17 protein-coding genes are annotated in these 19,214 nt (G+C 74.2%); 14 read left to right on the top strand and 3 right to left on the bottom strand.

Features of this window, described 5'->3' with window-relative positions; translation table 11 throughout:
- Positions 1-135 precede the first annotated feature (135 nt).
- Genes ABTX62_RS24460 through ABTX62_RS24420 form a run of 9 tightly spaced genes read left to right on the top strand, consistent with a single transcriptional unit; the run spans position 136 to position 10,756 of the window.
- The gene (locus ABTX62_RS24460; RefSeq protein WP_352118195.1) at positions 136-1,287 is read left to right on the top strand and encodes a glycosyltransferase family 4 protein; all 1,152 of its coding nucleotides are present in this window, start codon (positions 136-138) and stop codon (positions 1,285-1,287) included.
- Positions 1,284-2,069 (top strand): class I SAM-dependent methyltransferase, encoded by a 786-nt coding sequence (locus ABTX62_RS24455; protein ID WP_502998005.1) that lies wholly within the window; start codon positions 1,284-1,286, stop codon positions 2,067-2,069. The genes ABTX62_RS24460 and ABTX62_RS24455 overlap by 4 nt, the downstream gene beginning before the upstream one ends.
- Entirely contained in the window at positions 2,066-6,235 is a 4,170-nt protein-coding gene (locus ABTX62_RS24450; protein ID WP_352118194.1) for an alpha-(1->3)-arabinofuranosyltransferase domain-containing protein, read from the top strand. The genes ABTX62_RS24455 and ABTX62_RS24450 overlap by 4 nt, the downstream gene beginning before the upstream one ends.
- Positions 6,232-7,479 (top strand): condensation protein, encoded by a 1,248-nt coding sequence (locus ABTX62_RS24445; protein ID WP_352118193.1) that lies wholly within the window; start codon positions 6,232-6,234, stop codon positions 7,477-7,479. The genes ABTX62_RS24450 and ABTX62_RS24445 overlap by 4 nt, the downstream gene beginning before the upstream one ends.
- Positions 7,476-8,219, top strand: coding sequence for a class I SAM-dependent methyltransferase (locus ABTX62_RS24440; RefSeq protein WP_352118192.1), 744 nt, complete (start codon positions 7,476-7,478; stop codon positions 8,217-8,219). Before ABTX62_RS24445 ends, ABTX62_RS24440 begins: the two co-directional genes overlap by 4 nt.
- 15 nt (positions 8,220-8,234) lie before the next feature.
- Positions 8,235-9,140 (top strand): hypothetical protein, encoded by a 906-nt coding sequence (locus tag ABTX62_RS24435; RefSeq protein ID WP_352118227.1) that lies wholly within the window; start codon positions 8,235-8,237, stop codon positions 9,138-9,140.
- The gene (locus ABTX62_RS24430) at positions 9,137-9,358 is read left to right on the top strand and encodes a Trm112 family protein (protein ID WP_283970038.1); all 222 of its coding nucleotides are present in this window, start codon (positions 9,137-9,139) and stop codon (positions 9,356-9,358) included. The genes ABTX62_RS24435 and ABTX62_RS24430 overlap by 4 nt, the downstream gene beginning before the upstream one ends.
- Entirely contained in the window at positions 9,355-10,182 is an 828-nt protein-coding gene (locus ABTX62_RS24425; RefSeq protein ID WP_352118191.1) for an FkbM family methyltransferase, read from the top strand. The genes ABTX62_RS24430 and ABTX62_RS24425 overlap by 4 nt, the downstream gene beginning before the upstream one ends.
- On the top strand, positions 10,148-10,756 hold the full coding sequence (locus tag ABTX62_RS24420; protein ID WP_352118190.1) for a hypothetical protein: 609 nt from the start codon (positions 10,148-10,150) through the stop codon (positions 10,754-10,756). The genes ABTX62_RS24425 and ABTX62_RS24420 overlap by 35 nt, the downstream gene beginning before the upstream one ends.
- Before the next feature lie 407 nt (positions 10,757-11,163).
- On the opposite strand, the gene ABTX62_RS24415 is transcribed toward ABTX62_RS24420, so the two are convergent.
- Positions 11,164-12,042, bottom strand: coding sequence for an ATP-grasp domain-containing protein (locus ABTX62_RS24415; RefSeq protein WP_352118189.1), 879 nt, complete (start codon positions 12,040-12,042; stop codon positions 11,164-11,166).
- Between the two features lie 279 nt (positions 12,043-12,321).
- On the opposite strand from ABTX62_RS24415, the gene ABTX62_RS24410 reads away from it, so the two are divergent.
- The 4 genes from ABTX62_RS24410 to ABTX62_RS24395 all read left to right on the top strand — a co-directional run bounded on the left by ABTX62_RS24410 (position 12,322) and on the right by ABTX62_RS24395 (position 16,556).
- Positions 12,322-13,767, top strand: a complete 1,446-nt coding sequence (locus ABTX62_RS24410) for an acyl-CoA synthetase (protein WP_352118188.1) — start codon at positions 12,322-12,324, stop codon at positions 13,765-13,767.
- Positions 13,760-15,100 carry a carboxyl transferase domain-containing protein gene (locus tag ABTX62_RS24405; RefSeq protein ID WP_352118187.1) on the top strand — a complete coding sequence of 447 codons (1,341 nt, stop codon included), beginning with the start codon at positions 13,760-13,762 and terminating at the stop codon, positions 15,098-15,100. The genes ABTX62_RS24410 and ABTX62_RS24405 overlap by 8 nt, the downstream gene beginning before the upstream one ends.
- A 9-nt stretch (positions 15,101-15,109) precedes the next feature.
- Positions 15,110-15,349 (top strand): hypothetical protein, encoded by a 240-nt coding sequence (locus ABTX62_RS24400; RefSeq protein WP_352118186.1) that lies wholly within the window; start codon positions 15,110-15,112, stop codon positions 15,347-15,349.
- 169 nt (positions 15,350-15,518) lie between these two features.
- The gene (locus ABTX62_RS24395; protein WP_352118185.1) at positions 15,519-16,556 is read left to right on the top strand and encodes a rod shape-determining protein; all 1,038 of its coding nucleotides are present in this window, start codon (positions 15,519-15,521) and stop codon (positions 16,554-16,556) included.
- A 14-nt stretch (positions 16,557-16,570) separates the two neighbouring features.
- Here the strand turns inward: ABTX62_RS24395 and ABTX62_RS24390 are convergent, their stop codons facing one another.
- Both ABTX62_RS24390 and ABTX62_RS24385 read right to left on the bottom strand, forming a co-directional pair.
- Positions 16,571-17,527: an anti-sigma factor RsbA family regulatory protein gene (locus tag ABTX62_RS24390; RefSeq protein WP_352118184.1), complete on the bottom strand. Its 957-nt coding sequence runs from the start codon at positions 17,525-17,527 to the stop codon at positions 16,571-16,573.
- Positions 17,524-17,877, bottom strand: coding sequence for an STAS domain-containing protein (locus ABTX62_RS24385; RefSeq protein ID WP_502998004.1), 354 nt, complete (start codon positions 17,875-17,877; stop codon positions 17,524-17,526). Before ABTX62_RS24385 ends, ABTX62_RS24390 begins: the two co-directional genes overlap by 4 nt.
- Before the next feature lie 188 nt (positions 17,878-18,065).
- On the opposite strand from ABTX62_RS24385, the gene ABTX62_RS24380 reads away from it, so the two are divergent.
- A complete protein-coding gene (locus tag ABTX62_RS24380; protein ID WP_352118182.1) occupies positions 18,066-18,764 on the top strand; it encodes an ANTAR domain-containing protein in 699 nt (232 codons plus the stop codon).
- Positions 18,765-19,214 lie beyond the last annotated feature (450 nt).

The raw sequence follows: 19,214 nt of genomic DNA, 5'->3' as shown, positions 1-19,214 counted from the left end.
CACCCGATCACATCCCGTCCACACTCCCCTCCCAGGAAGAGCTCAGGCTTCCCACGGACCGACCCCGCCGAGACGACCCCACCCCCACGTTTTCCCCACGCTGAGTTCCGCACCCCGAGACGAGTTGGAGCACCCATGCCCCAGCACGTGCCGTCCACGCTGCGCACCGCGCCCTCCAGCGCGCCGCAGCACCCTCCGGCGCTCCCCCCATCTCCGCGCCGGATCGTCTTCCTCGCCCACCGTGATCTGGACAACCCCTCCGCCGGAGGTTCCGAACTGCTGGTCGACAAGCTCGCCGACGGCCTGACCCGCCTGGGCCACCAGGTGACCCTGCTGTGCGGAGGGCCCGCGTCCTTCCGCGACTACCGGGTCGTGTCGGCGGGCGGCCCCTACGGGCACTACCTGCGCGCACGATCGGCCTTCACCCGCCAGGTCGGCGACTGCGATCTGCTGGTCGAGGTGTGCAACGGCATGCCGTATCTGGCGCCGTTGTGGCACCGAGGGCCCACGCTGTGCCTGGTCAACCACGTCCACACGGATCTGTGGAAGATGCGCTTCGGCGGGCCGCTGGCACCGGCCGCCCGCATCGGCCGAAGACTCGAACACTGGGCGCTGACCGGGGCGCAGCAGCGCAACCTGCTCGTCGCCGTGTCCTCCTCGACCGCGCACGCGCTGCGGGCGATCGGGGTCGAACGGGACCGGATCAGAGTCGTGCACAACGGGGTCGAGGAGCCGGGCCCGAGAGCCGATCGCTCGGCCGAGCCGCTCTTCGTCGCCGTCGGGCGGCTGGTCGAGTACAAGCGGATCGATCTGCTGCTGCGGCTGTGGGAGCGGGTGCGGCCCGTGACCGGCGGCCGGCTGGTGATCGTCGGTGACGGGCCCGAGCGGGAACGTCTGGAGCGGCTCGCCGGTCCCGGTGTGGAGTTCACCGGATACGTGACGGAGGCCGAGAAGCATCGACTGCTCTGCGCCGCCTGGCTGTTGCTGCATCCCTCCGCCGTGGAGGGGTGGGGTCTCGTCGTGACGGAGGCCGCGGCGCGCGAGACACCGAGTGTGGCCTTCGACGTGCCGGGGCTCAAGGACTCCGTGGTGGACGGTGAGACCGGGATCCTCGCGCGCGGTGAGTCCTCGTTCGCCGCGGCCTGGTGCGCGCTGACCCTGTCCGGCCGGCAGCGGGAGCTGATGGGCAAGGCGGCCCGGGAGCGGGCGGCGCAGTTCCGGTGGGACCGTACGGTCCGGCAGTTCAGGGCGGTCGCCGCGGAGGCGGTGAAGGGCTGGGCCCCGTGACACACCTCCCGCGCGGTGCGTCCCGCCCCCGGGAAGGCACCTTTCGGCATCCCGCCTGGAGGGATCCGTCCCTTCGGCGCTCGGTCGCCCTGTTCCGCGCCTTCCTCCGCGAGCAGGACGATCCCGAGGCCTGCTACACGCTGCTGGCCCGCGACGCCGTCGACCAGGTCGAGGCCTGTGACGGGTCCGTCGCCGGGCGTACGGTCCTCGATGTCGGGGGCGGCAGCGGGTACTTCACGCGGGAGTTCCGGCGGCGCGGGGCGCACGCCTTCCTCTTCGAGCCCGACCCGGCCGAACTCGGCGGAAAGCCGCCCGAGTCGGCCGTGGTCGCCGACGGGTACCTGCTGCCGCTGCGGGACGGTGTCGCGGACGTCACCTTCTCCTCCAATGTGCTGGAACACGTGGCGGATCCGGAGACGTTCCTCAGCGAACTGGCCCGGGTGACGCGGCCCGGCGGGCTGATCTACGTGTCGTTCACCAACTGGCTGTCGCCGTGGGGCGGGCACGAGTGGGCCCCGTGGCACTACTTCGGCGCCGAGCGGGCCCGGGCCCGCTACCTGCGGCGGACCGGCCGGCCCGCCAAGCACACGCTCGGCGAGAACCTGTTCGCGGTGCACATCGGCTCCACCCTCAGGCAGGTGCGCGCCCGGGACGACGTCACGGTCGTCTCGGCGCGCTCCCGCTACTGGCCGTTCCTCGCGGAGACCGTCGTCAAGGCGCCCGGCATCCGCGAGTTCGCCACCTGGAACCTCCTCCTCATTCTGCGGCGGTGCCCTACATGACAACCACGGTCCAGGCTCCTCCCCCGGCAGCCGTTCCCACCGCGACCACCGCGGGACCGCCCGACGGCCCGCGGTCGCGGCGCTGGCTGCTGGGCTTCTGGGCCGTGGTGTTCGTGTTGTTCCTCGCGGTGCGGCCGGGGCGGCAGACCTTCGACACCAAGCTCGGTGTCACGGTCGACCCGGGGCAGTTCCTCGCCGACTTGGGCCAGTTGTGGCACGACCGGGCCGGGTTCGGCGGGATCCAGGACCAGTACGTCGGTTATCTGTGGCCGATGCTGCCGTTCTACTGGCTGTGCGACCTCGTGCGCCTGCCGGTGTGGCTGGCGGAGCGGCTGTGGCTGTCGCTGATCGTGTCCGTCGCCTTCTGGGGGGCGTTGCGGCTGGCGGAGCGGCTGCGGGTGGGCAGCGGGGCGTCCCGGCTGCCGGCCGCGGTGGCGTACGCGCTGTGGCCGGTGTTCACCACCGTCATCGGGTCGACGTCGGCCGCGGCACTGCCCGGGGCGTTCCTGCCGTGGGTGCTGCTGCCGCTGACGAACGAGCGGTACACCGCCCGGGTCGCGGCCCTGCGCTCGGCGCTGCTCGTGCCGTTCATGGGCGGTGTGAACGCCTCCGCGACCCTGGCGTCCCTGCTGCCGGTCGGGCTGTACCTGCTGTCCCGGCCCCCGGGACCGCGGCAGCGCAAGCTGATCGCCTGGTGGACACCGGCCGTGATCGTGGTGACGGCCTGGTGGTGGGTGCCGCTGCTGCTGCTCGGGGTCTACGGCGAGAACTTCCTCCCCTACATAGAGACGGCGCGTACGACCACGGACACCATGTCGGCGACCGAGGCGCTGCGCGGCGCCGGGAACTGGGTCGCCTATCTGCACCTCGGTGACGCGTGGCTGCCGGCCGGCTGGACCGTGGCCTCCTCCGTCGTGGTGATCCTCTGCTCGGCGCTCGCGGCCGGACTCGGCCTCGCCGGACTCGCCCGGCGGGACCTGCCGGAGCGGCGGTGGCTGGTGCTGACGGTGCTGGTGACGGCCCTGGTGCTGCTCGCCGGGTACGGCGGGGCGTTCGGGGCGCCGTTCCACGGGGTGGTGCAGGACTGGCTGGACGGGTGGCTGTCGCCGTTCCGGAACATCTACAAGTTCCAGACGGGCCTGGCCCTGGCGCTGGTGCTGGGGCTGGCCCATCTGGTGGGGGTGGCGGCCGAGCCGCGCGGGGCCCGGCGGGTGCGCGGCCGGCGTTTCGCCCCGCTGGTCGCGGCGGTGCTGATCCTGCCCGGTCTGCTGTGGCCGTACCTCAACGGCTCGATCCTGAACCCGGGTTCGTTCCAGCAGCTCCCGGCCTACTGGCAGGCCACGGCCGACTGGCTGGAGAAGTACTCGCCCGACTCGCGTGCCCTGGTCGTCCCGGCGACCGCGCACGGCGTCTACACCTGGGGCTCCCCCATCGACCAGCCGCTCGACGTGCTCGCCGAGTCGCGGTGGGCGCAGCGCGACTACGTGCCGTTCGGCACGCCCGGCAACCGGCGGGCGATGGACGCCGTCGAACAGGCGCTGATGTCCGGTGCCGAGGTGCCGGGCCTGGCCGACTACCTGAGCCGGGCCGGGCTGTACTACGTCGTCGTACGCAACGACCTCGACCCCGACCAGATCGGCCATGTGCCCACCACGACCGTCAAGCGCACCCTCGAACAGTCGGGGTACGAGCGGGTGACGGGGCTCGGACCGGTGATGACCGGCGGCCGGATCGCGCAGGACGCCCCGCTCCAGGTGGAGGGGCTGTATCCGCGGCAGCGGGCGGTGGAGATCTACCGGCCGACGGGGGACGACGTGATCCGTCCCGGTCAGGCCGGGCTCGCCCCGGTCGCCGACACGGCCGTGGTCTCCGGCGGGCCGGAGTCGCTGCTCCCGCTGGCGTCACGTCTGCGCGGGCGGGCGGCCGTCCTGACCGGCGACAACCATCCCGGGCTCGGCACCCCTGCCGTGCAGGTGGTGGGTGACGGGCTGCGGCGGGCGGACACCCGGTTCGGGCTGGTCAACTCCGGTACCTCGTACACGTACACGCGCGACGAGCGCAACGCGCCGGACGCGCTGCAGGACCCGGGCGAGAAACCGCGCCAGATCCTGCCCTCCGAGGGCATCGCTCACCAGACGGTGGCCGAACTGCGCGGCGCCCGCTCGGTGTCGGCGTCCTCCTACGGCAACTGGCTCTTCCACCTCCCGCAGTACGACCCGGTGAACGCCTTCGACGGCAACCCGGACACCGCCTGGGCGGAGGGCGCGCCGGACTCGCCGGACGGGCAGTGGCTGCGCATCGGCTTCACCGGCCCCTACGACATGCCGTCCTCCTTCAAGGTCACGCCGTTGCCGCAGGAGAGCGTGCGGGCGGCGGCGACGAGGGTGCGGGTGGAGACCGAGAAGGGCTCGAAGACCAGTTTTCTCCAGCCCGACGGCACGACCCAGCGGATCGAGGCGCCCGAGGGCGCGACGCGGTGGATGAAGCTCACGATCGTGGACTCGGTGGCGCGCAGGACCGGTCTGACCGGGGCGGGCTTCTCCGAGATCGACCTGCCGGACGTGCGGGTGACGCGACTGCTGCGGCTTCCGACGGACGCCGATGACGCCACCTCGGCCGCGACCGTCGTCTCCCTGCACCGCACCTCCGACCCGACCGGTCTGGCCGCGACCGGCACCGAGGCGGGCCTGCACCGCCGCTTCACGACTCCGGCCACCGGGACGTACGAGGTGAAGGCGAGCGCGGTGCCCGTGCCGGGCGGGGCACTCGACGAGTTGCTCTACGAAGTCGCGCCCGAACAGCAGGCCCGGATCGTCGCCACCGCCGACTCCACGGCACGCCTCGGCGCGGGCCTCGCGGCACGCAACCTCACCGACGGCGATCTGACCACGGCGTGGATCGCGGGCGACCGGCCGACGATCCACCTGCGCTGGCAGGGCAAGCAGCCGGTCGGCGAACTGGTCCTGGCTCCCGCGGGCGGCCTGTCCGCCCGGGCCTCCGAGGTGCACATCAGCTCCCCGGACGGCGCCGCCATCGCCGGTGTCGACAAGAACGGCTGGGTCCGCTTCCCCGCCATCACCACCGACCGCCTCGACATCACGATCACCGAGACGGCCCCGCTGACCCTGCACAACCCGGTCGCCGACGAGGACCTGCGCCTCCCGGTGGGTCTCACGGAGGCGTACCTCCCGTCGCTCGACCAGTACCGCACACCGCAGCCGGACGGCACCCGGACGTTCTCCCTGCCGTGCGGCAGGGGCCCGGACGTGGCGCTGGACGGCGAGCTGTACCAGTCGAGCGTGAAGGGCACCGTACGGGACCTGGTGGAACGGCGGGGCGTAGAGGTGACGCTCTGCCAGGACGGCCGGGACGACACCGAGGTGCGGCTTCCCGCCGGGGAGCACCGGCTGGAGGGCGGGGACGCCGGCCCGCTCACGCTCACGGACGTGACCCTCACCCGCGGCACGGTCCCCGAGGCCGCGACGGCCGGGCGGGACCTGCGGATCCGGGACTGGCTGGGCGACCACCGCCGGGTGACGGTCGGCTCGGGCGCGGCCTCGTACCTCACGACGTACGAGAACTTCAACGACGGCTGGAAGGCCACCCTGGACGGCAAGGAGCTGACGCCGGTGCGGCTGGACGGCTGGCAGCAGGGCTGGCGGGTCCCGGCCGGGGCGGGCGGCGACGTCGAGCTGTCCTACGAGCCGGCCACGACGTACGACGCCGCCCTGATCGGCAGCGGCGTCGGCATCGCGGTGCTGCTGGGCCTGACGCTGTGGCGGCGCCGCGCCGCCAACCCCGACGCGCCCCAGCCGGTCCCGCCGCCGCCCGGCCCGTGGCTCGGCGCGGCGGCGCTGACGCTGGTCGGCGTGGTGATCGCGGGCTGGTTCGCGCTGCTGGTGCCGGCGCTGGCACTGCTGGCCTCGCGACGGCACGCCCTGCTGGTGCCGATCGCGTTCGCCGCCCTGGCCGGTGCGGGCGTCGCCGCCGTGTTCGGGGCCGGGGAACCGGTGGGCGCGGGCGAGGGCGCGTTCGGGCACCTGGCCCAACTGCTCGCCCTGATCGGGCTGTTCGCGGGACTGGTGAGCCTGCGCGAGGAGCCCCCCGCTCAGGCGCCGACCCAGCGGTTGCCGAGGACCGACCCGGGGGAGGGCAAGCCCGCATGACGGCACCGGCGCGCATTCCGTTCCCGGTGGTGGACGAGGTGTCCCGCCACTGCCTCCAGGAGGCGGAACCGGAAACGGTCCACATCGAGGTGCACCTCCCGGGCCCCCTCGACCAGGCGCGGCTGCGCAAGGCGTTCGCGGAGGCCCTGCACCGGCATCCGAGGATCCTGATGCGGGAGGCGCGGGGGCCCTGGTACCGGCGGCGCTACGAGTGGGAGCTGACGCCGGAGCCCGATGTGGAGGTGGTGACCTTCGCCCCGCCGGGCCCCCGGGCCCTGCGGGACGCCAGGGCCCGGGCCCTTTCCCACGCGCCGCCGTTGTCGTCGTCCCCGCCGATACGGCTCGAGGTGGTGGACTCGGTCCTCCTCCTCACCGTCAACCACACCGCCCTCGACGGGCCCGCCTGCCTCCGCGTCCTGGCGACAGCCGCGGAGCTGTACGGGGGCAGGGACAACGCCCCCGCGGCGCCCCCGGTCCGCGCGCCTCGAGCCCACCAGGAGGCGGCGGACACCCCGGCCGGCTGGTCGCCCCCGGCGCGGGTGGCACGGGGCACGCCCGACCCCTCCCCGGGCAACGGCATGCTCGTCACCGAACTCCCCCTCCCGCAGCGCCCCAAGGGCTCCCCCTACACCGTCAACGACCAGCTCATGGTCACCACCGCCCTGACCATCGCCCACTGGAACAGGGAGCACGGCGCCCGCCCCCGCCCCCTGCGCATCACCATGCCCGTGGACGACCGCCCCCGTGACACGACGATGCCCATCGGCAACGGCACGCGTCTGGTGGAGGTCCCGTACGCGCCGCGGGAGCTGGACGTCACCGACATGCCGGCCCTCCTGCGCCGCACCGCGGAGCGGACCCGTGCCCTGAAGTCGCTGCCCCGCCCCCAACTGGGCCACGGCGCGGCCCTCCTGACCGCGCCCTGGGCACCCGTCACCGCCCGCGCCGCCCTCACCCGCGCCCTGCGCCGGGCCGCCGCGCCCTGGACGTCGACGACCCTGCTCAGCAACATCGGCCGTATCCCCTACCCGCTGGACTTCGGGGAGGAGGCGGGCCGCGCGCACGCCGTCTGGTTCTCCGCCCCGGCCCGGATGCCGCGGGGCCTGACCGTGACCACCGCCTCCACGGCCGGCCGTCTCCATCTGGCCCTGCGCTGGTCGAACGCCCTGCTCGGCCACGGCGACGGCGCCCACCTCCGCGACCTCTTCGAGCACTATCTGCACACCACGGAGGTGACCCCGTGACCACCCCGGCCACCACCGGACGCCCACCCCGGGACCTGCGCGACTTCTACGAGAACCCGGCCGTCCCGGTCGCCTCCGGCACCCCGCGCAGCCTCCGCCAGGCCCGCATGCTGGCCCGCGCCCTCGGACCGGCGGCCCGGGCCCCCCGCACGGTCCTCGACATCGGCTGCGGGGACGGCACCGCCGCCGCCACCGCCGCCCCGCTCCTGCCCGGCCACCGCGTCATCGGCGTCGACTGGTCCCAGGACGCCCTGCGCCGCGCCCGCACCCGCATCCCGTACGCCGTCCGCGGCGAACTCACCGGCGGGGGGCTGCCCTTCGCGTCCGCCTCGGCCGACGCCGTGCTGTTCAGCGAAGTGATCGAGCACCTCGTCGACCCGGACGCGGCCCTCGACGAGATCCGGCGGATCCTGCGCCCGGGCGGCCATCTGATGCTGTCCACCCCGAATCTGGCCGCCTGGTACAACCGGGGCCTGCTGCTGGCCGGGGTGCAGCCGGTGTTCTCGGAGGTCAGCCTGCGCGGCATCCACGGCCGCCCGGGCAAGGAGGTCGTGGGGCATCTGCGGCTCTACACCGCCCGCGCGCTCAGGGAGTTCGTCGCCGCGTCCGGATTCACCGTCGTACGGCTCGAAGGGGCCCCCTTCCACGGCGTGCCGCGCCCGCTGCGGCCGCTGGACCGGCTGGCCTGCGCCCGGCCGCAGCTCGCGTCGATCCTGCTGCTGCACGCCCGGAGGACGTAACCCATGTGGTGGGGAGTGGCCGCGGCCCTGCTGGCGAACACCCTGTACAGCCTGGGCTTCGTACTGGAGAAACGGGCGCTCACCTCCCTGCCCGAGGTGTCGATCCGGCAGCCGGCCCGGCTGCTGCGCCTCGTCCTCGGCAGTCCCCTGTGGATCGGCGGCTCCCTCGCCCTCGCCGCCGGTTTCGCCGCGCAGCTCGTCGTCTACCGCACCCTGCCGATCGCCGCCGCGCAGGGCATCTTCGTCTCCGGCCTGGTGCTGCTGGTGCTGCTGTCGGCCCGGCTGCTCGGGGAGGAGACCTCCGGCCGGGAGCGGTACGCGCTGGGCGCGATCCTGCTGGCGCTGCTGATGGTGGTGCTGTCGCTGCGGGATGGCTCCGACACCGTCAGCCAGGACGCGCCCTACCAGCTGATCCTGCTGGTGTGCGTGCCCTCGCTGGCGGCCGGGGTGTGGCTGTACGCCTCCGCCGAACGGCGCACCCGCAACCGGCACCGGCGCCCGACGACCGGCGTCGAGTACGGGGTGGCCGTGGGCCTGCTCTACGGGGTCAGCTCCCTTGCCATCAAGGGCGTCGCCGGCCACCTGACGACCAGCGGGATCGGCGGCGCGATCCTGGACCTGCTGAGCTCCCCGTATCCGTATCTGCTGCTGTTCACCGGTGTGTTCGGCCTGGTGATGTCGCAGGCGGCGCTCCAGCGCTGCCGGGCGTCGCTGATCGTGCCGGTGTGCACGACCGTCACCAGTCTGTTCACGGCGGTGCTCGGCACGGTCTCGTTCGGCGAGGCCCTGCCGGACGAGCCGCTGCGGCTCGCGCTGCGGGTGGCGGGCACGGCCCTGGCGGTGGCCGTGCTGCTGACCATGCCGAAGCACGACACCACTCCCCAACCCTCCCCACCCGCCGAGGAGCTGGCATCCCCATGAAGCCCGACGACCCGCTGCTCAGGATTCTCGCCTGCCCGATCGACAAGGGCCCGCTGCACCTGCTGGCCGAGGAGGCCGGGCAGGAGGAGGCGCTGTACAACCCGCGCCTGCACCGCCGTTACCCGATCACCGACGGCATTCCGCAGCTGCTGCCCTCCTCGGGCGAGCAGGTGCCGGACGACGTGCACGAGGAACTCCTCAAGAGGATGGCACCGTGACCAGCCTGGCAGCGCGCCTCGCCCCTCTCCTGCCCACCCGTCTGGTGGCCGCGGCGGCCCGGGCGCTGTATCCCCGGTTCGAACCGGAGCTGGCGCGGCTCGCCGAGCTGTGCCCGCCGGACTGCGGCACGGCGGTGGACGTCGGCGGCTGGTACGGGCCCTGGACGCACCGCCTGGCCGGCCTCGCCGAACAGGTCGTGACGGTCGAGCCGGTGCCCCATCTGGCCCGGCTGCTGGCCGCCGCCGCGCCGCCGAACGTCCGCGTGATCCGGGCGGCGGCCTCGGACCGGCCGGGCATCGCCCGCCTGTGGCTGCCGCCGGACGACTCCGGCGACCGGGGCGTGTCCTCGCTGGTGCGGCGCGACATCCACGGCCGCGCGCTGGACGTCTCCTGTGTCACGCTGGACGAGCTGGGTCTGCGGAACGTCGGCTTCATCAAGATCGACGTGGACGGCAACGAACCGGCGGTGCTGCGGGGCGCGACGGGTCTGCTGGCCCGGGACCGCCCGGCCCTGTTCGTGGAGCTGGAGTCCCGCATCCAGCCGATCGCGCCGGTGGTGACCTATCTGTCCCTGCTGGGCTACGAGGGCTGGGTGCTGCCCGGCGACCGGTGGGTGCCGCTGGCGAGGTTCCCCCTGGAGGCGCACCAGGCGGACGCCTCCTACGTGGTCTCGCACGGCCTGCTCCGCCGGGTCCTGCCGTACGACCCGCTGCGCGGGCCGCGCTACGTCAACTCGGTGCTCTTCCTCCCGGACGGCCACCGCCCGGGCACCGCGCCGGTGGGCGACGATGGTTCCCATGCCCTCCGCGAAGCGCCCCGCTAGCCCCTTCACCCCGCTCGACTTCCAGCTGGTGCTGCTGCGCCGCATGGCCGACCACAATCCGGATCTCGTGGAGGACGCCCGTCATCAGCTGGGGGCCTCCCTCGCGGACATGCGCGAGGCCAACAAGCGCTGGCAGGCCATGGTCCGCTCCCCGCGCTCGCGCACGCCCCTGTCCCGCTACCGCTCGGTCCTCGGCGAACCGGAATCCCGTACGCCGCGCCGGATCGGCGACCTGGACTGCGAGGCCTGGCTGTGGCCGCTGCCCCTGTGGCCCACCCTGCGTTTCGAGGTGCTGACCGCCCCGAACCGCGCGGTGTGGAACGAGTGGCTGGTCCGCGCCCCCGGCGCCCCGGGCCCGGAGCTGCGCACGCTCGACGATCTCACCCCCTGGTCCTGCACGGTCGACGAGGCGGCCCGTGCCTTCGCCCCGGCCCGCCCCCTGGAGGGCTCGGCACCGACCCGTTGGGGGCTGGCCTTCAGCGCGCCGGACGCTCGGGGTGTGCGGCGGGAGGCCGCCGCGGAGTTCACCTGGGGGCTGGTGCAGCGGGTGTCCGTCACCGGCCGTCCGGGCTGAGGGGCCCGGGCATCCGCCGAGACATGAGTCCTACCGGGCCTGCGCGAAACGCCGGGGCTTCACCGGTACCCACCACGACGCGAGGACCGCCGCGGTCAGACACACGAGCGCGCCGATGCCCATGCTGGTCCGGATCCCGGATCCCGGTGCCCCGTGGTTCGCGGCGGAGGCGAGCAGTGTGCCGCGATCCACTGGATCCCGGTGAGCGAGGCCGACAGCTCCCGCCAGATCACCGGTACGGCGACATTGATCACCGTCACGTCCAGGATCACCATGAAGTACCCGGCTCACACCGCCGGCAGCGGTGCCCAGGACCGTCGCGCGGGCTCCGGGGCCGGCTCGGGAGGGGGCATGGCCCTACCAGTACACCAATAGCCCCACCGAGGGACGTATGCCCACCGTGCCGATCAGCGGGCGGCGGCCAGCACCGCCCGCACGACGCGCGGCACGGAGTCCGGGTGCAGACCGAGGAACAGGTTCGGCTCGATCAGTTCCAGCTCCATCACCCACGGCTCCCCGTCCGGTCCGGTGACGAGGTCCACGCGCGCGTACAGCGGCTCCGCGTCCCCGGGCACGGCGGCCAGCGCCCGCGCGGCGACGGCCAGTTCGGCACCGGTCGGCTCCCAGGGGCGCAGGTCGGGATGGGCGACCTTGTCGGCGTCGTAGGGCGTGCCGGGCGCCAGGACGGCGCCCTTGACGCTCGCGTGCAGCAGGCGTCCGCCGAAGAACTGCAGGGCCCGCTCGCCGTGCGTGTCGATGCCGGCCAGATAGGGCTGCACCATCACGGTCAGCCCTTCGGCGTGCATCCGCTCGACCTGGCGTGCGGCGGCGTCCCGTTCCCCGGCCGGGTATCGGGCGGCGTACCGGGCCCCGGCCCCGGAGGCGGGCTTGACGACGTACTCCCGGTCGGCGGGCAGGTCGACGGGGTCGCCGGGCGCGACGTACCGGGTGGGCACGGCGGGCACTCCGGCCTCGGCGAGCTGCCCGAGGTAGCGCTTGTCGGCGTTCCACCGCACGATGCCGGCCGGATTGGCGAGCCGCGTCGCCTTCCCGCACCGCTCGGCCCACGCCGTGAACTCCTGGGCGCGCCAGCTGTAGTCCCAGGTGGACCGGATGAGGACGAGATCGAACCCGGCCCAGTCCACCGCGGGATCGTCCCAGTGCACGGCGGCGGCCCCGGCCCCCGCCTCCCGCAGCGCCTCCACCAGCACCGGCAGGTCCCGATCCGTGTGCTCCTCGCCGCGAGGGTCATAGGTGACGACGGCGATGCGCGGGGTGCCGGCCACGGCGACTCCATCCTCGTAGAGGCGATCGACTCGGTGTCCGTCGCAGGCTAACAATCCGCTCCGGAGCCGCGACACCCCCGTGTGACCACGGCAGACCGGCGCGCACGCGGGACGGCCGCACCGGGCGCCGACCGCGGGCGTTTCTTCCGGCGGCCGATGGTGTACGGAGGGAGGGTGGCGGTCGTACCGGCGGCGGCCTGACGGGGCGCGGCGCTCCGTCCCCGGCGGGGGCGGACCGCCGGGGACCCTGACAGGCGAACAGCTAAGGAGATGTGACGCGTGACCTCTCTCTTCCCGGCCCTGACCAGTGGCCCGGCCGACCGGCCCGCCCTGCGGTTCGGTGAGCGCTCCTTGACCTACGGCGAGCTCGCCGCCGCGGCCGGTGCGACGGCGGAACGCATCGGGCGGGCCCGCCGGGTCGCCGTCTGGGCGACGCCCACGATGGAGACGGCCGTCGCCGTCGTCGCCGCGCTGATGGCCTCGGTGCCCGCCGTGCCGCTCAACCCCAAGTCGGGCGAGAAGGAGCTCGGGCACATCCTGTCCGACAGTGCCCCCGGCCTCGTGCTCACCGCCCCGGACGACCAACTCCCCGCCCCCCTGCGGGACCTCGCCCGGGTGGACGTCGACGTGCACGCCACCGGCACCGCCCCCGAGGACCGTGCGGGAGCGGAGGACCCGGCCCTGATCGTCTACACCTCGGGCACCACCGGCCCGCCCAAGGGTGCCGTCATCCCGCGCCGGGCCGTCGCCGGCACCCTGGACGCGCTGGCCGACGCCTGGCGGTGGACCGGCGACGACGTCCTCGTCCACGGGCTGCCGCTGTTCCATGTGCATGGGCTGGTCCTGGGTACGCTCGGCCCGCTGCGGCGCGGCGGTTCGGTGCGGCACCTGGGCCGCTTCAGCATCCAGGGTGTCGCCCGGGAGCTGAACGGCGGGGCGACCATGCTGTTCGGCGTGCCGACGATGTACCACCGCATCGCGGAGGCCGTGACGAGCGACCCGGATCTGGTGAAGGCCCTGACCGGGGCGCGGCTGCTGGTCTCCGGTTCCGCCGCGCTGCCCGTGCACGACCACGGCCGGATCGCGACCGCGACCGGGCGCAGGGTGATCGAGCGGTACGGCATGACGGAGACGCTGATGAACACCAGCGTCCGTGCCGACGGCGAGGCCCGCCCGGGCACGGTCGGCGTGCCGCTGCCGGGTGTGGAGCTGCGGCTGGTCGAGGAGGACGGCTCGGAGGTCGCCGCGTACGACGGGGAGACGGTCGGCGAGATCCAGGTGCGCGGGCCGAACCTGTTCACCGGGTACCTCAACCGCCCCGACGCCACCGCCGCCGCCTTCACCGCCGACGGCTGGTTCCGTACCGGCGACATGGCGGTGCGCGACCCCGACGGCTACGTCCGGATCGTGGGCCGCAAGGCCACCGACCTGATCAAGAGCGGCGGTTACAAGATCGGTGCCGGTGAGATCGAGAACGCGCTCCTGGAACACCCCGGGGTGCGGGAGGCGGCCGTCACGGGGGAGCCGGACGCCGACCTGGGCGAGCGGATCGTGGCGTGGATCGTGCCGGCCGACCCCGAGTCGCCGCCCGGGCTGGAGGAGTTGGCGGACCATGTGGCGCAACGGCTCGCCCCGCACAAGCGGCCACGGGTCGTCCATCACCTGGACGCGCTGCCCCGCAACGACATGGGGAAGATCCTGAAGCGGGCGCTGGCCCATGACTGAGCGCCTCTCCGCCCGCGCCGTCGTCACCGCCCTCGCCGACGAGGCCACGTTCGCCGAACTTCCCGTCCCCGCGAGGCCGTCGAGGCCCGACGGCCCGCTCGCCTGGCCTGGCTACGACGACTCCCGCGCGCGGGCCGCCGAACGCACCGGCGAGCAGGAGTCCGTGGTGTGCGGCACCGCCCGCGTCGGCGGCACCCGGGCCGTGCTGCTCGCGTTCGAGTTCGGTTTCCTCGGCGGCTCCCTCGGTGAGCGCACCGGGGACCGGCTGGAGGCGGCGTACGCCTGCGCCCGTGAGCGCCGCCTCCCGGTGGTGCCGCTGGTGGCGACGGGCGGCAGCCGGATGCAGGAGGGCATGCTCGCGCTGACCCAACTCCAGCGGGTGGCCCGTCAGTCGGCCCTCACCCGGGAGGCCGGTCTCGCGCAGGTCGCGGTCCTGCGCGACCCGACCACCGGGGGCGGGTGGGCCACCCTGGGCGCGGGCGCCGACGTGGTGCTCGCGCTGCCCGGTGCCCAGGTCGGCTTCGCCGGTTCCCGGGTGCGGCCGGCGGACGCGGACCCGGCGGCGTACACGGCCGAGGCGCAGGTCGCGGCGGGCGCGGCGGACGCGGTCGTACGGCCGGAGGAGCTGCGCGAGACGCTGGGACGGTGGCTGCGGCTGCTGACGTGCCCGTCGGTCACGCCCGCCCCACCGCCCGACCCGCTCGGCGAGTGCGGGGTCCTGCCCGCCACGGGCTGGGACGCCGTCCGGCGGGCCCGCTCCTCCCGGCGGCCGCGTGCCACGGCCTACTTGGAGGCGTATTTCACCGAGCGGGTCGCGATCAGCGGCGACCGCTGCGGCGGCACCGACCCGGACGGCATGCTCTGCGGCTTCGGCACACACGAGGGCCGTACGGTCGCGTACGCCGCGCAGACCGGGAGCGCGACCCGGCCGGCCGGATACCGCACCGCCGCCCGGCTGATCCGTCTCGCGGACCGGCTCGGCATCCCGGTGCTGACCCTGGTGGACACCCCGGGAGCGGCCAACGACGCGGAGGCGGAGCGGCAGGGGGCGGGCGCGGCGATCGCCGACCTGTTCGGCGCGGTCGCGAGCGTCGGCACCCCGGTGACCACGCTGGTGATCGGTGAGGGCGGCTCCGGCGGCGCGCTGGCCCTGGCCGCTCCCGGCAACACCTGGGCCACACCCGACAGTTACTTCTCGGTGATCGCCCCGGAGCTCGCGGCGGCCATCCTGAAACGACCGCCGCGCGCGGTGGAGGCGACCGCGGACCAGCTCCGCATCCGTCCGCAGGACCTGGTGGAGCTGGGGGTGACCCGGGGGACCGTCGGCGGATGAGTACGGTGCATGCCGACCGCGTCATCAAGTACCTTCCGAGGTGGACCACACCCCGCACCAGGCCCACCACCGCGTCTCCCTGCCCAGCTCCGGCAAGGGCTCGCCGAACTCGCCGCCGCCCGGCGGGCCGGGCTGCGCTTCATCGGCCTCGCCCGGAACACCACCATCGACCGGCGGCTGCGCGAGGCCGGCTGCGAGACCACGGTGCCCTCCCTCGCGCCCCTGCTGGAGGCCGCGCACTCCCTGTGACCGGAGGTCGATACCCCCGTTCGGCGGCGCCCCGCCCGGCCCTCCAGGAAAGGCGGCCGGGCCCGCTCCCGCGCACCATGCGAAGGAGGCCCGCCACCCGGCGGACCCACGCCCGCGAGGCCCGCCACCTGGCGGCCCCCCACGGTCTGTGCTCTCGGGAGGACCTGCCATGACCGCCAGTCTGGAGCAGTTGCGCCGCTGCCACTTCGCCGTCGACCTCGGGGCGGCCCGCACCCGCGTCTACGTCAAGGGCGCGGGTCTCGTCGTCGACCAGCCGTCCGCCGCCGCCGTGAACACCCGCACCGGGGCGCTGATCGCGGTCGGCGAACTCGCGGAGAAGATGACGGGCCGCACCCCCGACTACATCCGGGTGGCCCGGCCGGTGTCCGGCGGCACCGTCGTCGACATCGAGATGGCGCAGCGCATGCTGCGGCACCTGCTGGGCGACAAGATGCGCCGCGCGCTGCGCCGCAAGCCGATCCTGCGGGCGGCGGCCTGCACCCCGCACGACGCCGACCCGCTGGCGCAGCGCGCGTGCATCGAGACACTCGTCGGCATGGGCGCCCGCCGGGTGGAACTGGTCGACACCCTCATCGCCGCGGCAGTCGGCTGCGGACTGCCCATGGAGCAGCCCGAGGCGACCATGATCATGGTGTGCGGGGCGGCGGCCACGCAGGTGGCGGTGCTGTCGCTCGGCGCGATCGTCACCGCCGAACGCATCCCGGTGGGCGGCGAGGCCGTCGACCAGGCGATCGTGCAGCACCTGCGGCACGAGCACGAGCTGATGCTGCCGAGCCAGTCGGTCCGGCCGCTGCAACTCGCCCTGTCCGGCAACGGCCTCACCCCGCAGGGCCCGGCCTCCACGGAGATCCACGGCCGGGACGTCGCCACGGGACTGGCCCGCTCCGTCCAGGTCGACACCGCGGCCGTCCGGGACGCCATCCAGACACCGCTCACCGCGATCCTCGACGGCATCGGCAAGGTGCTGCGGGCCTGCCCGCCCGACCTGGTCGCCGACCTCGCCGACCGGGGGATCATGATGGTCGGCGGTAGCGCCCTGCTGCCGGGCCTGGACCAGATGCTGCGGCAGGCGACCGGCATGCCGGTGCACATCGCCGAGCGCCCGGACGTGTGCGCCGTGCAGGGTCTCGGCGCGATGCTGGAGGGCAGGATCGCGCCGCTGGCCCTGGACCCGCTGGGCTCCTGAGCGTCAGCGGCCGGTCAGCGGGCGAACCAGCAGCGCACGGTCGTCCCGCTGTCGCTCCGGTGCACCCGCACCAGGTCGGCGATCAGATTGACCAGCAGCATCCCGCGCCCGCCGCGCTGGTCGCGGGGCACGGGCCGGCGTCCGGCCAGGACGTCCGCGAGCCGCCCCTCGTCGCGGACCTCGCACACCACGTACCCCTCCTCGGCCCACAGCCGCAGCACGCCCGCACCGCCGCCGTGCACCACGCTGTTGGTGGTGAGCTCGGCCGCGGCGAGGGCCAGATCCTCCCGCTTGACGCCGACGAGGCCGAGCCGCACGCCCTCCCCGACGGCCACGTGCCGGGCCTGGGAGAGCGAGTCGGAGTCGAAGGCGAACGTCAGCGCCTCCCGCACGGGCTCCAGCGGCTGGTTGTAGCGGCTGACGACGTCCTCGGGGGCGTAGGCGCCGCTTTCCCGGGCGACGTCGGAGCCGGGGTGGATGACGGTGGGGTGGGTGGCGTAGGCGTCGGCGACGAAGTGCTCGGGCAGCCGGGCGATGTCGTACGGGCACAGGATGGTCGCCGTACGGCCCCGGAAGGCGGCGTTGATGAGCGCCTCGTGCTGGGCGCAGGCCGGGTACTCGGTGTCGGAGCGGCCCGCCCAGACCGGCTCGCCGATGATCCGCACCCGGCGGCCGTCGGGCTGGGCGTCGGCGAAGGCACGCAGCACGCCGGGGATGATCCGCCCGGGATTGCGGCCCGCCTCGCGCATGTCCAGGAGCCGCACGGACTCGGCGGCGTCCCCCAGCGCGTCCCTGATCAGGGTGAGGTTCTTGCCGGGCACGGCGACGGCGACCGGCTCGCCCGCCTCCAGGCCGGCGTGCACGAAGGGCAGGGTGCCGTCGAGGTACTCCTGCTCGTCCCGGTAGAAGAGCGCGGGGTGGGCGAAGGGATCGAGGGGCCCGAAGGGCTCGGTCACCGCGGTGGTCGTCACGTCGACACCTCGATCCCCGTCTGGCCGGGCCACAGCAGGTCGAGCGTGCGCCGCAGCGCCGCCGGCGGCCGGCGCACCACGAACCTCCGGCCGTCCCCGAGCCGCCCGGCGGCCGTCGCGAGCGCATCGGCGCCCGCCACGTCGACGAACGTCACCTCGGACAGCTCCAAGTAGTACACGTCCTCATCCTCACGGACAGCCTGCTCCAGTACGCCTTCCCAGATCGCACGCGTCGTCAGGCCGACCTCACCGGCTGCCCTCACGCCCTGCTGCCCGGCCAGCGGAAACACCGCCAAGCCCGGCACAGGTCCGCCCGGGCCGGTCGCCGACACCTGCTGCCGAGTGTTCAAGCCCCTCTCCCCACGCTTCTCGCGGACCACAGCGCTCGTACCCGTACGGGACAACCTCATTCCCCGGAACCGTGTGTAGTACGCCGTACGGCGGGCAGGCGCACGTCACACCGACGTCCACGGGGGCGAGTGACGTCATGCAGGCCGGCGAGACGAACACGACCGACGAGGACCGACAAGGCGGTGACATGACCTCAGCGGCATCACCACGACTCACAGGAGGGCTGGACACCCTGGTCATCTGTGGCCGCGTCGACGCGGACCGCGCCGAGCTCACCCCCCGGGGCGAGCTCGTCCACGGCTGCGCGGAGATCCTGGACAGAACCCTGACCGACCTGCCGGCCACCGTCACCCGGGTCGAGCTGGACATGAGGGGCGTGCATTTCATGGACACGGCCGGCCTGCAGTTCCTGGACGTGCTGGCCGACCACGGCCGGCAGTGGTCGCGGACGGTGACGGCGACGAACTGGAACGGCCAGCCGCGCCGGATCCTGGAGCTGGCGGGCCTGGACACGACCGACCCGCTGACCGATCCGGACGCCGTCGGCCGGGTCTTCGCGTCGGCACCGGCCGCTCCGGCCTCCTCGGCGGTCGCCCTGGAACGCGCGGAGTGTCTGCACGTGCTCCGGGAAGAGGTCGAGCAACTTCGCCAGGCCATCGCCTCGCGCCCGGTCATCGACCAGGCCCGGGGCATTCTCATGGCCACCCACGGCTGTACGTCCGACGAGGCGTGGCACATCCTGCGGGAGGCGTCGCAACTGTCGAACACGAAGCTGCGGGATGTCGCGGCGGCGGTGACGGCGAGTGCGGAAGCGGACGGCCCGCCGCCGTCGCCGGAGCTGCGCACGGCGTTGCAGAGGGCCGTCGCGAGGCGCCGCGCGGTCTGAAGGGCCGGAGAGGCGCCCGGTTTCGCGCCGGAGGGCCCGGGTACCCGGCGGCCCGCTCCGGCCCGCCTCCGCCGAGGAGAACGCCATGGGCTCCGCGCCCCGTGACCGCGACCCGGGACGGGCGAGATGCCACCGCCCCCCGGCCGCCGAGCCCCCGCCCCCAGCCGCCCCGCCAGGGACACGGGCCCGCTCCTCCCCACCACCCCGCGCCACGCACACGACCCGCCGCACCCACACCGAATCCGCCACGGGAGCCGCCCCCGGACCGCACACCGGACCACCGCACATGACCACCGCCCTGCCCCCATCAGCCGACCACCCGCCAGGGACACGGGCCCGCTCCTCCCCACCGCCCCGCGCCACGCACACGACCCGCCGCACCCACACCGAATCCGCCACGGGAGCCGCCCCCGGACCGCACACCGGACCACCGCACATGACCACCGCCCT

It is taken from the genome of Streptomyces sp. NPDC096046 (genome assembly GCF_040303285.1).
Classification (GTDB): Bacteria; Actinomycetota; Actinomycetes; order Streptomycetales; family Streptomycetaceae; genus Streptomyces.
This window is presented reverse-complemented; position numbering and strand designations above follow the sequence as displayed.

Excerpts from the sequence above, each read along its gene's own strand:
- ABTX62_RS24405 (WP_352118187.1), top strand. The coding sequence starts at position 13,760 with ATGACTGAGCGCCTCTCCGCCCGCGCCGTCGTCACCGCCCTCGCCGAC.
- ABTX62_RS24380 (WP_352118182.1), top strand. The coding sequence starts at position 18,066 with ATGACCTCAGCGGCATCACCACGACTCACAGGAGGGCTGGACACCCTG.
- ABTX62_RS24420 (WP_352118190.1), top strand. The coding sequence starts at position 10,148 with ATGGTTCCCATGCCCTCCGCGAAGCGCCCCGCTAGCCCCTTCACCCCG.
- ABTX62_RS24445 (WP_352118193.1), top strand. The coding sequence starts at position 6,232 with ATGACGGCACCGGCGCGCATTCCGTTCCCGGTGGTGGACGAGGTGTCC.
- ABTX62_RS24430 (WP_283970038.1), top strand. The coding sequence starts at position 9,137 with ATGAAGCCCGACGACCCGCTGCTCAGGATTCTCGCCTGCCCGATCGAC.
- ABTX62_RS24395 (WP_352118185.1), top strand. The coding sequence starts at position 15,519 with ATGACCGCCAGTCTGGAGCAGTTGCGCCGCTGCCACTTCGCCGTCGAC.
- ABTX62_RS24450 (WP_352118194.1), top strand. The coding sequence starts at position 2,066 with ATGACAACCACGGTCCAGGCTCCTCCCCCGGCAGCCGTTCCCACCGCG.
- ABTX62_RS24400 (WP_352118186.1), top strand. The coding sequence starts at position 15,110 with ATGCCGACCGCGTCATCAAGTACCTTCCGAGGTGGACCACACCCCGCA.
- ABTX62_RS24460 (WP_352118195.1), top strand. The coding sequence starts at position 136 with ATGCCCCAGCACGTGCCGTCCACGCTGCGCACCGCGCCCTCCAGCGCG.